The sequence below is a fragment of the Symbiopectobacterium sp. Eva_TO genome (assembly GCF_053848865.1).
Genome location: NZ_JBSPEY010000004.1, coordinates 3,024,511 through 3,039,259, shown reverse-complemented (window position 1 = coordinate 3,039,259; position 14,749 = coordinate 3,024,511). Strand labels below are relative to the sequence as shown.

Here is a 14,749-nt window from a genome sequence, read left to right as displayed (position 1 = left end):
GGTGGCAACATTCCCTTGCCTATCGGCTTATATAACATTTTCTTAAAAAAATCGTATCTTTTTGTCTCGTCATTGCACACATAGCCACACGGGTGGGCAAATACCCGCGTCATGGCAATCGCTGTGCGATCACAGTTCCCAGAGTAATTTGTTACCTTTTGGGTAATTTGTTTTTAAAACAATAAGATAACCAGATTCACCGCGCAATTCAATGCTAAATAGCTGTTCCTAATACCGCTACACTTTTGCCTGTCCATGTTTTCCACTGAGAAACGGGCTGACGGTTTCCATGAAGCGGCGAACCTTGTTCAGTAACTGCCACATTGAACAGCATTGATGATTGCGGGTAATGGTTTCATGCAACGCCTGCCATAACCGCTCTACATGATTTACCCATGGTGAGTACACCGGCTGATAAATAACCCTGAATTTCGGGTTTTCTTCCAGCCAGCGCTGCGTCTCCCGGCTTTTGTGAATAATGTAGTTATCAACTATCAGCGTGAGCGTTTTTGCCCGTCTGTACGTTGCTCTCAGATGATATAACATACTGATAAAAAACATGAAATTTTACTGTTTCCTCCAACATAGCTGACTTTTCCCGTCCCGCTGTGTAATGCACCCGCCAGATAATATTTCTCGTTCTGGCCCGGCGTCACGATGCGTTTCTGCTTCCCGCGAACCTGCCAGTCCGCGCCAATTTTGGGATTCAGATGAATATCCACTTCGTCTTCGTAAAAGACGGGATGTTCCGCGCTGCATTGTTCCAGCGCCATCGAGATGGCCTCCATTTTTTCTTCCTTATGCGGGTCGCGGATACGCAGCGTAGGAGCTGCGCGTCGCCACACCAGACCGGCAGAAGGCAGCCAACGGTGCACCGTGGAAGCATGCAACTGGCAACCGGTTATCTCATTGATTTTTATCGCTAGCAGTTCCGTGCTCCAGCGCGAACGCTGATAGCCAAAATCATGAGGGGAACGCTTTACGAGCTGGATTAACAGTGCGCAGATCTGTTCAAACGGCCAGCGACGGCCACGACCGGGCCGCAGAGATTTGAGGCCTTCAATGCCGTACAGGGTGAGCCAGTTAATCCATCTGCCGATTGACGAACGGGCGCAGCAAAGCATTCTGGCGACATCGCTCACGCGCTCGCCCCGGTGCAACATCAGGATGGCGGTCAGCCTGCGGGCGTGATTCTTGTCACGCGTTTTATGGAGAGTTTTCTTCATCAGGCGTCGTTCGTTACGGGGTATCGGTGCTATGCTCGACATCGCTCAGTCCGGTTGATGATTTGGGATCTTTATCGATTGATCAGATCGCTCAACTCGGACTGAGTTCCCTTCAGGTGATCTACTATTCGGAACAGTTATTTAGTCTTTACCCGTACGCTACACCTTCTCAGGTGACACCTGACAGACGTTACCCTTAACAATAGCCACGAAGAGGGCAAAAAATGAAAAGAGCCGTTAATGCGCTGCAGAATTTCGGCAAATCGCTGTACGGTCCGGTGCTGATCCTGCCAATCGTCGGGTTATTTATCGCGTTTGGTAATGTGTTCGGTAACGGCAACCTTGCCGAATATCTGCCTTTGCTGCACCACCCCATTATTCAGAATTTTGGTCAACTGATCGCCAAATCCGCCGTTGCCATCCTGGCCAACCTGGCGCTGGTGTTTGCCGTCGGCATCCCCATTGGCCTTGCCACGCGTGACAAAGGCTATGCCGCCCTGATCGGGTTAGTGACCTTTATCATTTTCATCAACGCAATGAACATTACGCTACAACTTCAGGGCAAACTGGTGCCTGCCGCAGAGATGCGTCCTGCCGGGCAAGGCATGGTGCTGGGCGTACAAGTGCTGGAAATGGGCGTGTTCGCCGGTATCCTCATCGGTGCCTTTGCCGGTTATCTGTTTAACCGTTATTCCAGCAAACAGTTTAACGGCGTGATGGCTATCTACTCAGGCCACTGTTTTGTCACCATTCTGGCCATCCCCAGCGCGATATTGCTCGGCTTTGTCATGAGCGCCGTCTGGCCCTATGCCCAACACGGTATTAGCGCACTGGCCTTTGCGATTAAAGGCGCAGGACCGTTTGGGGTAGCGATTTACGGCTTCCTTGAACGTATTCTGATCCCGACCGGGTTGCATCATCTGGTCTACACCCACCTCGTTATACACATCTCTGTTCGTGCCTGAGCGCGCGTAGCGTTTCGGCGGCCGTCATGACTTTCTGCAAGCCTTTCCTGATAGTTTTTGCGCCTGGTTCACCGTCGCCTTTTCGAGCAAGAAAGCCTCCCAGTTGCGCAACTAAGCGCAATACTTCGTTTAGCTTAGGGCGGCCCTTGGGCATACGCTTGTTCATCAGTAGGTAAGCTCCATGAGTCTCGTCGGAATCAAAGAACAACATTGCGTCCAGCTCTGGACAGGTTCGTCCCATACGCATTAAATAGGCGATGCGCCATGCCACGATCATGAACAGCGCCAATGCCCGCTCAATGCGATCCACGGTCGATAACTGTAACGCTTCGACACAGCAGCCGCTCTTCAGCACATTGAAGAACATCTCGATTTCCCATCTAGCCCGATACCAGTCGATCAGCTCCACGATATCTTCTCGTCCTTCAGGTACGCGATTGCTCAGCAACCGCCACTCGACCGGCTTCACGCCATATCGTTATACACATCTTTCTAACGCACTGTTTAATCAATGAGTTACGGGTTTATCTCAGAGTGGCATTTTGAACCTCAAAAAGCCAATGGGATGGCTTGAATGCCTTAATTCACGGGGTTCTGAGCATCCTGTTCAAAAAATGGCCAAAAGATGTGTATAACGATATGGCTTCACGCCTGCTGGCGGCTCAATTTCCTTGGCTATCACACAAGTCACTGCCAACCCGCAACGCAGCGACACTCGCTTCACGCACAGCGCCTGTTTCACCGTACGCGCCTTCTGCCCCGCGCGAGCCGCCATAACGAATTGGATTTCTCCCACCAGCACGGTCTTTCCAACCTTCTGCCAAAGCTTCTCATTACAGTCCAGACTGCGATTATGAGTCGAGCGGATCAACCAGTCAGCCGGAGTGCCAAGGTCATCAGCGAGCTGCATCAACGCCTTGATATCCGCTTCGCGATCGGCTAAGTACACCAGACGTGTGTTTGGCAACTCCGAGGCGAGTTCAGCAACTCGCTCGTATCCCTCGAGCCAGCGCGTACTCTCCTTGATCCCATCGCGTTTTCCGTCTGCATCCTTCGGCTCTCTTGCCCACATCCACGCATCCAGTACGCCCAACCCCACGCGATCCGGACTGACCGCGTAGGTCGGATGCAGATACAGACCACGCCTGGCTTCGTAGTTCAAGGGACCCAAGCCTTGGATTTGCTGCCCGTTGAAGTCAAGCTCGGTAGTGTCTTGGATACACAGCACAACCTCGTGTTCTCGGATCCTTTCCTGCGTACGCTGCCAGTGAGGTTGCAGAATGTCTCGCCATTCGAATGCTTGGTTCTCCATGAAGCGGTAAGCACCCAGCGTCTCAGACCATCCGAGGCACGCATGCGGAATGCTGGCTTGCGGATTCTCAGCCAGCCGTATCAAAAACCCTTTGGCGCGCTTATTGAGCCTCGTGTCACCAAGATTTACCCCTTCCAGTTCTTGGTGTGCCCAGCCATCTGAATCCCGTGTCATTTTTCAGCGCCGTAAATGGCGATAGTACACGTCGGTTTCACTTCATTTACAACCCCACCGGCTGCCTATTTCAGCTCGCTAACCCTTGGCATATAATGCGTTGCGGACTTGTGTATAACGAGGTGGTCTACACCCCGTTCCTTTATACCGAACTCGGTGGAACCGCCGATGTGTGCGGCAAGCTGTATCAGGGTGCGCGTAATATTTATTTCGCTGAAATGGCCTGCCCCAGCGTCACACAACTGAGTCCAACCGTCGCCTGGGATGCGCGCGGAATCAGTAAAATGTTAGGCCTGACCGCAGCGGCACTAGCGATGTATGTCACCGCTAAGCCAGAAAAACGCATTGCCGCCAAGGCCATCCTGATTCCTGCTGCCTTTACCTATTTCCTGCTCGGCGTCACCGAGCCGCTGGAGTTCTCCTTCCTGTTCGTCGCGCCGTTACTGTTTGTGGTGCACGCGGTGTTGACCGGGCTAGGAATGGTGCTGTTCTCGCTGCTTGGCGTGCATGCCATTGGCGCTAACGGCGTGATCGATTTTCTACTGTATAACCTGCCACTGGGCATCGCCAAATCCAACTGGCCGATGTACATCGCGGTCGGTCTGATCATGTCGGTGATCTACTTCTTTGTGTTCCGCACTCTGATCCTGTACTTCGACATGCCGACACCCGGGCGTGAAGCGAATGAAGAAGAGACGCGACTCTACTCCAAAACCGACTATCAGAGTAAAGCGCAGGAAAAAGGCAGCAACCTCCCCGACGGTGCCACTGTTATCGCCGGACTCGGCGGCAAACCCAATATTGAGGTGGTCGACAACTGCTACACCCGATTGCGGGTGACAGTGAAAGACACAGCGCTGGTTGATGACCAGCAGTTGAAAACCACTGGCGCCAAAGCCGTTATCCGCCAGGGCAACAATGTCCAGGTGGTGTATGGCCTGCATGTAAAAACCGTTCGTGAAGCCGTAGAAAATGCGCTTTAAAAGGAGACAGACGATGACCAAACCCCCTTTCATCCTGACCATTGCCGGTGGCGGCAGTACCTATACCCCGGCATCGTGAAAAGCCTGATGGTGCGCCTGGCGGATTTCCCGCTGGCTGAAATCCGCTTGTACGACATCGACAATCAACGTCAGGACACCATCGCGCCGGTGGTCGAAAAGGTGATTCGCGATCACAGCGACAGCATTCGTTTCTGTGTCACCACCGATCCAGAAGTGACGTTTTCTGGTGCGCATTTTGTGTTTGCACAGATGCGCGTTAGACAATACAAAATGCGCGAGCAGGATGAGAAGATCCCGCTACGTCACGGCGTAGTCGGGCAGGAAACCTGCGGCCCCGGTGGATTGGCCTACGGCTTGCGCACCATCCTGCCGATGGTTGAACTGATCGATCTGGTTGAGCGCTTTGCACATAAAGATGCCTGGATTGTTAACTACTCCAATCCGGCGGCCATTGTCGCGGAAGGGATCCGCCGCCTGCGCCCTGATGCCCGGGTACTGAATATCTGCGACATGCCGGTGGCTGCGATGCGCAATATCGCCGCAGTGCTGGGTGTAAAACGCGAGGAAATTACCGTTGATTACTTCGGCCTAAATCACTTTGGCTGGTTTACCCGCGTACTGGTCGAGGGTGAAGATCGTTTGCCGGAGTTACGCGAGCACATCGCCCGTTATGGCCTGCTAACCGCCAATGCCGCAGACACCGATCCGCAACATGCGGATCCATCCTGGGTGAAAACCTGGCGCAATATCAAACCGGTGATGGATCACTTCCCAGAATACGTGCCGAACCCTTATTTGCAGTACTACCTGATGCCTAATGAGATCGTCGCGCACCAGGACCCTAACTACACTCGCGCCAACGAAGTAATGGACGGGCCCGAGAAGAAACTGTTTGCCGCCGCCGCGACCTACAAACAAACCGGGATTTTGCCGGACGCGTTCCACGTTGGCGTGCACGGCGCATTTATTGTCGACGTTGCCTGCTCACTGGCGTTCGACCTGCGCCAGCGCCATCTGGTGATCGTTGAGAACAAAGGGGCTATTGCCAATCTACCCTATGATGCGATGGTGGAAGTACCCGCGTATATCACGGCAAACGGACCGGAACCGGTTCGCATGGGCAATGTGCCGACGTTCCACCGTGCGCTACTGGAACAACAGTTGGCATCCGAGCAGTTATTGGTGGAAGCGACCCTTGAAGGCAGCTACGAGAAAGCATTGCAGGCATTTACGCTCAATCGCACCGTGCCCACCATGCAGCATGCCAAAGCGATCCTTGATGAGATGATCGCGGCAAACCAGGAATATTGGCCGCAGTTAAAACAGGCCTACCGTGACGGCGTGGCGGTGAACGCAGGCAAATCCGAATAGCTGCTTGTCGGAAAAGGAAAAATGGCTGACAATATTTACCACTGTTTCACTCAGGGCAGCACGAACTGCCCATGCGTGGGGTTTATATGTCAGCTTCTTCTTCCCGTTTGTTTCTGCCGACTGGCTCGCGGAGCATCTGGCTTCCGATGACATCACACTGATCGATGAGCGCATGTTACCCCCGGGTGAAACTAGGCTGTGTCCCTTAATCCCATGAGTTATAATAACTTTTTTTTTCTACATCATTTTGAACTATGGCTCGCTACGACCTTCCCGATGACGCATGGGCTATCATCCAGCCCTTACTCCCTGTTGAACCAGCAACACCACAGGCCGGACGCCCATGGGCTGAGCATCGCATGATTATCAATGGCATGTTCTGGGGGCTGTGCTCTGGTGCCACATGGCGTGATTTACCTGAGCGATACGGCCCATGGAAAACGTTTATAACCGCTTTAACCGATGGTCAAAATCGGGAGTCATTAACATTATTTTTAATAAGTTACTTTCATCACTTGATGCCCATGGCCTCGTGGACTGGTCAGCGACTGCGCTGGATGGTAGCAATATCAGGGCGCTGAAATGTGCTGCCGGTGCTCAAAAAAACATCCCGATATCACCGGAGATAATGGGCTGGGTCGCTCTCGAGGTGGTTTTGGCACCAAAATCCATATGGCTACAGACGGAAGTGGTCTTCCGTTAAACATCGTGTTGAGCCCCGCTCAGGCTCATGAAAGTCAGTTTGCACTACGTCTTTTGGACGGTATTGGTGTTCAACGCCAGAACGGCAGTATGAAACGCCGTGGTCATGCGGTACTCGCTGACAAGGCGTACTCCGGGCATGTATTACGTAACGAGCTGAAAAAAAGAGGTATAAAAACTGTCATCCCCCGAAAATCCACTGAAAAAATGGCGGTGGATGGTCGTTCAAAGCTCGATCGTGACGCCTACCGCAATCGGAACGTTGTTGAGCGGTGCTTTGGCCGTCTGAAAGAATACCGTCGCATTGCGACACGTTACGACAAAACGGCGAGGAATTATCTGGCAATGTTGAAACTGGGCTGCATCCGCCTGTTTTACCAGAGGTTATGTAATTAAGGGACACAGCCTAGCCGGGATATCCATGCTGAATACCGTGCGGGGCATCTGCCCAGCGCGGTTTTTTTTGATATTGAAACCCTGTCCGATCCCAACACCGCATTGCCCCACATGATGCCCAGCGCAGAAGCGTTCGCCAAAGCGATGGGTGAATTGGGCATCAGCGACCAGCAACCGCTGGTAATTTACGATGAAGGTAACCTGTTTTCCACTCCGCGTGCCTGGTGGATGCTAACCCACTTCGGCGCTCGTCAGGTGGCGATTCTTTCTGGCGGGCTGGCGGAGTGGAAAGCCCAGGGTTATCCGATTGAGCAGGGAGACGTACACCCCACGCCAGCACATTTTAATGTCGTGTTAATCGAAGGCGCGATCCGCTCTCGGGAACAGATATTGGCGATCAGCCGTGACGGCTCGGCGCAAATCGTCGATGCGCGCCCTGCCCCGCGTTTTCGCGGTGAAGTGGATGAACCGCGCCCCGGCCTGCGTCGCGGCCATATTCCCGGCAGCCTGAACGTGCCGTGGGGAGACCTGGTGACACAGGGCACCCTGAAACCCAGCCCTGAGCTGGCGACGATTCTGCACAAAGCGGACCTGGATTTCAGCCGCCGATTGTTGCCAGTTGCGGCTCTGGCGTCACCGCCGTAGTGGTGATCCTGGCGCTTGCGCAGCTGGGCGTGTCCAATGTCAAGCTGTATGACGGTGCCTGGAGCGAATGGGGCGCCCGTGATGATACCCCTATCACATTAGGCTGATTGCCGCGCAGGAGCAGCACCATGGATAGCCGGCTGACATCACTGGTTCACCACGGCAGAGATTTGACGCGCGCGGAACACCGCGTGCTGGTGTTTATCGCCGAGCACGCGTCGCTGGTCGGCAAGATCACCGTGCGTGAACTGGCGCAGCAAACCTATGTCTCGACGGCAACCATTATGCGCCTGTGCCAAAAAATGGGGTTTAGCGGCTACAGCGAATTTATCTATCACTGCAAGCAGTTGCTCGCCGATACACCACGTTCTTTTCCGGCAACCCCCACGTCGGTTGCCAACGATGGCATCCCCGAAGCCTATCGCCATTTTGTCGTCAATTACGAAAAAACCTTCACCTACGTGACGCCCGCGCTGATGGACCCTTCTGCCATATCCTGCGTCACGAGAGCCATTTTTTTCTTTACGGTGCCGGGTTCTCCCACCTGTTTACCGAGTACTTCGCGAAAAAGCTGCAAATACTGGGTAAGGATGCGTTTGTCTCCGGTCTGGTGGACAGCAAAGGGATTTTTCTTAGCAATGCCCCCAAATACCGCATCTTTATCGCTATCTCGCGCAGTGGAGAAACCGAGCAGGTGGTTGAAAAAGCGCAGATCGCCAGAAACATCGGCATGACCGTGGTCGCCTTCACTCGTGCATCGTTTAATCCGTTAGCCAACGTGGCAGATTTGCATTTTCGCTTGCATGATGACGCTATTCATTTTGCGGCCGAAGCGGGAGAGGTTAGCTCGTTCGAGTCTAATTTGGTGTTGCTGATTGATTTACTGCTGCTGCGGGCAACCACGGGCAACACGGTCTAGATGGCATCCCCTGAACAGGGGATGCACAAGGTAAATTACGCTTTGCTCGTTTGTTTGAACTCACGCAGGAAGCTACCCCACTTACGTTCATAAAACGGCGTGGCGTGGTGCAGAAAATAGTGGCTTACGCCGCCCTTTTCATCCTTATCGACGATACAAATATCCACCGGCTGATCGCCGACGACGGTATCGCTGGCAACCGTGCCCACCGCCTGGATAACCGTCTCCACTTCATCCAAATCGACCAATTCCAGACCGATCAGCAGATTGGGTTCGGCTTCACCTTCCTGGATCTGCACAACCCACGCACGGCGCACCGGGCGATGCTTGGCAAGCAGTTGCGTCAGGGAATCGATCATTTGGTCCGGCGACGGTTCCGGCTGGCTGAGATGCACTTCTACTGGCTCGTCAACCACACGGCTTTGCACAAAGCCATTGCCTTCACCCGCCAGCATGTGTTCCACCTCTTGCGGCAGGAACTCTTTGCCGTAGGGGAGTTTAGGGTTAAGGAACAACGTCTGCCCCTGCGTTAATTCAAACAGCGAGCGGGCTGGCAGCGCCAGAAAGGCGGCTTCCGTTGAAATAGCCATCTGCAAGGCTTCCAGCGACGAGAAAAACGGAATAGCGGTACTGCCGTCGGGTTTTTCCCAATGCTGAATCTCAACCTGGCTGCCCACTGGCAGGGTGCTGGCCCCCTGTTCGCTCACATCATCGCTGCCGCCAATGATATAGACGGTAGCGTCCATCAGTTCGGTGAAAAACTCAGGCCGATGGGCGGGCTCGGTCGCCGCCTTCATCAGCACCTCTTCCAACTTGTTTTGCGGGGTAAATGTCATACGGTTGTTATCACTCACGCCTTATTCACTTTCGCTCAGCAGCAGGTTGGCCAGCGTACGCACGCCCAGACCAGTCGCTCCGGTCGCCCACTGCTCCACAGCCCCTTTACGGTAGGTGGCAGAACAGTCGATATGCAGCCACCCTTTCTGGTAGGACGAGACAAAATGCGACAAGAACGCCGCCGCCGTGCTGGCACCCGCGCTGTGCGCCGCGCCTGCAACGTTATTTAGTTCGGCAAAGCTGGACGGCAGTTGTGAACGGTGAAACTCTTCCAGTGGCAAACGCCAGAACGGTTCGTTTTCCTGTTTTGCGCTGGTGAGCAGGCGTTCAGCAAAGGCATCATCAAAGCTGAACAGCGCGTGATAGTCGTTACCCAACGCGGTTTTGGCCGCACCAGTGAGCGTGGCGCAGTCGATAATCCACTGTGGTGCTTGCGCACTGGCATCAATCAGGCCATCCGCCAGCACCAGACGCCCTTCTGCATCGGTGTTCATCACTTCGACGGTTTTACCGTTGCGATAGCGCAAAATGTCACCGAGACGGAAGGCATTACCGCTCACCATATTGTCGGCGCAGCACAGGTAGAGTTTTACGCGACGGGTTAACCCTTGTGCAATTGCCAGCGCCAGCGCACCGGTAACCAGCGCCGCGCCGCCCATATCGGATTTCATCGAATCCATAAAGCCACCCGGCTTCAAGCTGTAGCCGCCGCTGTCAAAGGTGATGCCCTTGCCCACCAGACAAGCAAACACCGGCGCATCCGGGTTACCTGTCGGGTTAAAATCCAACGCCAACAACACTGGCTGACGTTCAGAACCACGTCCTACCGTATGCAGCCCGATATAGTTTTGATCGCGCAGATCTTCACCCTTGGTGATGCGGTAGCTAACAGCGTTGCCGCCCACATCGTGCAGCAAATCCACCGCACGCGTTGCCAGTTGTTCTGGCCCCAAATCTTCAGCGGGCAGGTTAATGGTGTCGCGGACCCAATCAACAACTTTCAAGCGCAGATCCAGCGCCTTGCGCTGTGCCTCTTCCAACGGTGCCCATTCGACAGTACGTTTACCTTTCGGTGCGCGGTAGCCTTGCCAGAACGCCCAGCTGGTTTCCAGATCCCAGCCTTCGCCCACCAGTTTGACGTGTTTGATACCTTGCCCGTCGATTTTGCGCGCTGCGCGTTGAATAATGCCCAGCGCCCCCGTTTCGGGCAGATGAATGGTGAATCCCTGTTCGTTCGCGCTCAACGACGCTTTTTCTCCCCAGCGTGCATCAGCAGGCTGGGTGGAGAGTGAAATCTGCATAGCTTCGCTTGTCATGATCTTGACCCACCATCTCCGGACAGCTTTTGTATCTTAAGTTAACGATGCCCGCTGGCGCCGATATTCTCTTGGGGAGTTGTATCCCAGCGCACTGTGCGGATGGTTTTCATTGTAATGATTGAACGCCGCTGCAAGATTCTTCAGCGCTGTTCGCACATCGGGTTTTGGCATGAAGGCGATGTAATCTTCCTTCATCGTCTTCACGAACCGTTCTGCCATGCCGTTACTCTGTGGACGGCTCACTGCTGTTGTGCAGGGCTCCAGATTCAGTTCTCTGGCGAACTTCCGCGTTTCATGCGCTGTGTACGCTGAACCATTATCCGTCAGCCATTGCACTGGTTTATCCGGCAGCGCGCTACCGAAGCGTTTTTCCACCGACCTCAGCATCACATCCTGCACGGTTGAACTGTCATAACCCCTGGTGCTCGCTGCCCAGTCTATGGCCTCCCGGTCGCAGCAGTCCAGTGCGAACGTCACCCGCAGCTTCTCGCCGTTGTCACAACCGAACTCGAAGCCATCTGAGCACCAGCGCATATCGCTCTCTGCTACCGCGATTTTGCCTTTATGCTCCCGCTTCGGACGTTCAGTTTTATCATGCAACAACAGCAGGTTATGCTCGCTCATTATCCTGTAAAGCCGTTTGGCGTTCACCGGTGGAAGTCCCTCTGCACGACGTTGCTTACGCAGGATACCCCACACTCGGCGGTAACCGTAACTGGGCATGTCGCTGATGATACGGAGGATGTCCGATAATATCTCAGCATCAGCTTCGTCATTACGCCGGTTGCTGCGCCTGTCCAGCCAGTCGGCAGAACGGTTAACCCGCAGTGACAGCTGCGCACGCGACACGCTCATGGCGCGGCTGACCAGAGCTATTCCCCGTCCTTTGGCAACAAGGGCGCGTGCGCTATCCATTTTCGCGACTGGCGGTACTCCACTGCTTCTTTGAGGATCTCAACTTCCATCGTCTTCTTACCCAGAAGGCGCTGTAGCTCCCGGACCTGCTTGAGGGCAGTCGCCAGCGCCGAAGCTGGAACCACTTCTTCTGCGGCCGCAACGGCGGTGAGGCTTCCTTCCTGGTATTGCTTCTTCCACTTAAACAAAAGGCTGGGCTGGATGCCATGCAGGCGGGCTACATGGGAGACGTTCATCCCCGGCTCCATTGTCTGCTGAATGATGGCGATTTTCTCTTGCGGAGTTTTACGCTTACGGACTTCTTGCCCTAACAGGATCCCGGTCATTTCAAAATTAGCATGATTGTTAGACATATATCTAAGCCTATCTCTTATCTGGAGATACAGCTACTGTCTGGTGTTACAGGGGGCTACATCAATAGCTTCGCTTGTCATATCAGCTCCGTGGATATTATTTTCAACAGCAGCCTATACCCATCATGTTTCAATTCGAATTATTCAGGGTGATGGTGCTGAAAAAAAGGGCCGCCCGTCAGGCAGCCCCTAATTGTCATTCTGCTTCGTCTAACCACACCAGCAGTATTGCTTCCAGGATTTTTTCGTTGGACGCTTCCGGCGCGTCATCAAAATCGTCCAGTTCGCAAATCCAGCGATGCAGGTCGGTAACACGCACCGTTTTCGGATCCGTGTCGGGAAACGCGTCATACAGAGCTTCACCAATGGCACGGCTGTCTGTCCAGGTCAATCCCATGTTCAGCTCCTGTTAATGCTCGCGGGCATGGTTAATGGTGTAACGCGGGATCTCAACCACCAGGTCGTCGCCCGCGACACGCGCCTGACAGCCCAGACGGCTTTCGGGCTCCAGCCCCCAAGCTTTGTCCAGCATGTCGTCTTCATCTTCTGTGCTTTCCGCGAGAGAATCAAATCCTTCGCGCACAATGCAATGGCAGGTGGTGCACGCGCAGGATTTCTCGCAGGCGTGTTCGACTTCAATACCATTGCGCAGGGCGACGTCCAAAATCGTCTCACCCACTTTGGCTTCCAATACCGCACCTTCAGGACACAGATCCTGATGCGGTAAAAAAACTATCTTAGGCATGCTCACACCTCATCCACAGAGTGTCCTGCCAGCGCCCGACGAATGGAAGCATCCATACGACGCGCAGCGAACCCCTGGGTTTGTTGATCTACTGTTTTTATTGCGGCTTCAATCTGCGCAACGTCATCACCGGCACTCACCTGTTGCAGTGCCGAGACCGCCTGAACGATAGCCGTCTGTTCTTCGGCACTCAGCAAATCCGCATCGGCGGCCAGCGCGCTTTGCACGCTTTCCAGCACCCGTGCAACTTCGACTTTCTGCTCTGCCAGCATGCGCGCAGCAACGTCACTCTGCGCATTCTGCATCGAATCCGTGATCATCGCGGCAATTTCATCATCGCTCAACCCATACGACGGTTTGACCTGAATCGCGGCTTCCACTCCCGTGGATTTCTCCATTGCCGTGACGCTCAGCAGGCCATCCGCATCTACCTGGAAGGTAACACGAATATGGGCACCACCGGCGGGCAACGGCGGAATGCCACGCAGCGAGAATCGTGCCAACGAGCGGCAATCCGGCACCAGTTCGCGTTCACCTTGCAGCACGTGGATCATCATGGCGGTCTGACCGTCTTTAAACGTGGTGAACTCCTGCGCACGCGCCACCGGGATGGTGGTGTTACGCGGAATCACTTTCTCGACCAGACCGCCCATGGTTTCCAGACCAAGCGACAGCGGGATCACATCCAGCAGCAACATCTCGCTGTCTGGCTTGTTACCCACCAAAATATCCGCCTGAATGGCCGCACCCAGCGCCACCACTTTATCCGGATCGATGGCGGTCAACAGCGTGCGGCCAAAGAAATCGCCGACGCGAGTGCGCACCAATGGCACGCGGGTCGAGCCGCCCACCATCACCACTTCCTGTACCTCATCGGCCTGAACGCCCGCGTCTTTCAGCGCCCGACGGCAGGAAAGCAGCGTGCGTTTCACCAGCGGATCGATAAGCGCATCGAACTGTTCGCGGCTCAGTTCGCCCTTCCAGGTGCCAACCTGTACCGTCACTGACGGCGCGGCGCTGAGCGCAACCTTGGCATGCAAGGCTGTTTCAATCAATTCACGCTGCACGCGCGCATCGGAACGATCGTCGACGCCGGCCTGCTCGCGCAGCCACTCCACCAACAGGTGATCGAAATCGTCACCGCCGAGCGCAGAATCACCACCGGTTGCCAGCACTTCAAACACCCCACGGCTTAAACGCAGGATGGAGATATCAAAGGTGCCACCGCCCAGATCGTAGACGGCAATCACCCCTTCCTTACCCGAATCCAGCCCGTAAGCGATGGCTGCCGCCGTCGGCTCATTGAGCAAGCGCAGCACATGCAGCCCGGCCAGGCGCGCCGCATCTTTGGTACCTTGACGCTGAGCGTCATCGAAATAGGCAGGAACGGTGATCACTACACCATCCGGCACACCGCCCAGCGCTGCTTCAGCACGCACCGCGAGCGCAGAGAGAATATCGGCAGAAACCTGAATCGGGTTTTTATTGCCCGTCGCCGTTTGCAACACAGGCAAGCCGTTGTCACTGGCCTGAAAATGGTACGGCAAATGGGGATAACGTTGCTGAATATCAGCCAGCGAACGGCCCATCAGTCGCTTAACGGAACTGACGGTGTTGGCGGGATCGTTTACCGCCTGCGCCAGTGCCGCCCAGCCGACATCGATACTTTCGGAATCATAGCGCACCACCGATGGTAACAGTTCGCGCCCTTCGGCATCCGCCAGCGGCTGTGCTTCTCCGCTGCGCACCGTTGCCACCAGCGAATTGGTGGTGCCGAGATCAATACCCACGGCAAGACGGCGCTGGTGTGGTGCTGCGCTGAGGCCAGGTTCACTAATTTGTAATAGGGCCATATTGAGCTTCCAT

The 14,749-nt window shown here is 54.6% G+C and carries 6 protein-coding genes and 9 pseudogenes; 6 read left to right on the top strand and 9 right to left on the bottom strand.

Features of this window, described 5'->3' with window-relative positions; genetic code table 11:
- Positions 1–237: 237 nt before the first annotated feature.
- Positions 238–1,268: pseudogene (locus ACWWJF_RS18135) on the bottom strand (IS630 family transposase).
- 182 nt (positions 1,269–1,450) lie between these two features.
- Here ACWWJF_RS18135 and ACWWJF_RS18130 point away from each other — a divergent pair.
- A pseudogene (locus tag ACWWJF_RS18130) lies at positions 1,451–2,158 on the top strand (PTS transporter subunit EIIC); the annotation flags it as partial.
- Positions 2,159–2,165: 7 nt separating this feature from the next.
- Here ACWWJF_RS18130 and ACWWJF_RS18125 read toward each other — a convergent pair.
- Together ACWWJF_RS18125 and ACWWJF_RS18120 are read right to left on the bottom strand one after the other, a co-directional pair.
- Positions 2,166–2,663, bottom strand: a pseudogene (locus ACWWJF_RS18125) (IS4 family transposase); the annotation flags it as partial.
- Between the two features lie 180 nt (positions 2,664–2,843).
- A pseudogene (locus ACWWJF_RS18120) lies at positions 2,844–3,677 on the bottom strand (IS4 family transposase); the annotation flags it as partial.
- Between the two features lie 116 nt (positions 3,678–3,793).
- Here ACWWJF_RS18120 and ACWWJF_RS18115 point away from each other — a divergent pair.
- The 5 pseudogenes from ACWWJF_RS18115 to ACWWJF_RS18095 form a co-directional block, all read left to right on the top strand.
- Positions 3,794–4,660, top strand: a pseudogene (locus ACWWJF_RS18115) (PTS transporter subunit EIIC); the annotation flags it as partial.
- Positions 4,661–4,673: 13 nt separating this feature from the next.
- Positions 4,674–6,052: pseudogene (locus ACWWJF_RS18110) on the top strand (6-phospho-alpha-glucosidase).
- A 254-nt stretch (positions 6,053–6,306) separates the two neighbouring features.
- Positions 6,307–7,150, top strand: a pseudogene (locus tag ACWWJF_RS18105) (IS5 family transposase).
- Positions 7,151–7,162: 12 nt separating this feature from the next.
- Positions 7,163–7,902, top strand: a pseudogene (sseA, locus tag ACWWJF_RS18100) (3-mercaptopyruvate sulfurtransferase); the annotation flags it as partial.
- Positions 7,903–7,923: 21 nt separating this feature from the next.
- Positions 7,924–8,714 (top strand): annotated as a pseudogene (locus ACWWJF_RS18095) (MurR/RpiR family transcriptional regulator).
- A 35-nt stretch (positions 8,715–8,749) separates the two neighbouring features.
- On the opposite strand, the gene sseB reads toward ACWWJF_RS18095, so the two are convergent.
- The 6 genes from sseB to hscA all read right to left on the bottom strand — a co-directional run bounded on the left by sseB (position 8,750) and on the right by hscA (position 14,736).
- A complete protein-coding gene (gene sseB / locus ACWWJF_RS18090; RefSeq protein WP_455870206.1) occupies positions 8,750–9,550 on the bottom strand; it encodes an enhanced serine sensitivity protein SseB in 801 nt (266 codons plus the stop codon).
- A gap of 21 nt (positions 9,551–9,571) precedes the next feature.
- Positions 9,572–10,867, bottom strand: a complete 1,296-nt coding sequence (gene pepB, locus ACWWJF_RS18085; RefSeq protein WP_455870205.1) for an aminopeptidase PepB — start codon at positions 10,865–10,867, stop codon at positions 9,572–9,574.
- A gap of 36 nt (positions 10,868–10,903) precedes the next feature.
- Positions 10,904–12,111, bottom strand: a protein-coding gene (locus tag ACWWJF_RS18080; RefSeq protein WP_455870954.1) for an IS3 family transposase whose coding sequence is annotated in 2 segments (ribosomal slippage) — positions 10,904–11,790 and positions 11,790–12,111 — 1,209 coding nt in all. Because the reading frame shifts where the segments join, the coding sequence is not laid out codon by codon here.
- A 223-nt stretch (positions 12,112–12,334) separates the two neighbouring features.
- Complete coding sequence (iscX, locus tag ACWWJF_RS18075; RefSeq protein ID WP_455870204.1) at positions 12,335–12,535, bottom strand: Fe-S cluster assembly protein IscX; 201 nt, start codon at positions 12,533–12,535, stop codon at positions 12,335–12,337.
- Positions 12,536–12,547: 12 nt separating this feature from the next.
- Positions 12,548–12,883 carry an ISC system 2Fe-2S type ferredoxin gene (gene fdx / locus ACWWJF_RS18070; RefSeq protein WP_264643637.1) on the bottom strand — a complete coding sequence of 112 codons (336 nt, stop codon included), beginning with the start codon at positions 12,881–12,883 and terminating at the stop codon, positions 12,548–12,550.
- Positions 12,884–12,885: 2 nt separating this feature from the next.
- Positions 12,886–14,736, bottom strand: a complete 1,851-nt coding sequence (gene hscA / locus ACWWJF_RS18065; protein WP_455870203.1) for a Fe-S protein assembly chaperone HscA — start codon at positions 14,734–14,736, stop codon at positions 12,886–12,888.
- Between the last annotated feature and the right edge of the window lie 13 nt (positions 14,737–14,749).

Coding starts and splice junctions, on each gene's coding strand:
- sseB (WP_455870206.1), bottom strand. CDS start 9,550: ATGACATTTACCCCGCAAAACAAGTTGGAAGAGGTGCTGATGAAGGCG.
- pepB (WP_455870205.1), bottom strand. CDS start 10,867: ATGACAAGCGAAGCTATGCAGATTTCACTCTCCACCCAGCCTGCTGAT.
- iscX (WP_455870204.1), bottom strand. CDS start 12,535: ATGGGATTGACCTGGACAGACAGCCGTGCCATTGGTGAAGCTCTGTAT.
- fdx (WP_264643637.1), bottom strand. CDS start 12,883: ATGCCTAAGATAGTTTTTTTACCGCATCAGGATCTGTGTCCTGAAGGT.
- hscA (WP_455870203.1), bottom strand. CDS start 14,736: ATGGCCCTATTACAAATTAGTGAACCTGGCCTCAGCGCAGCACCACAC.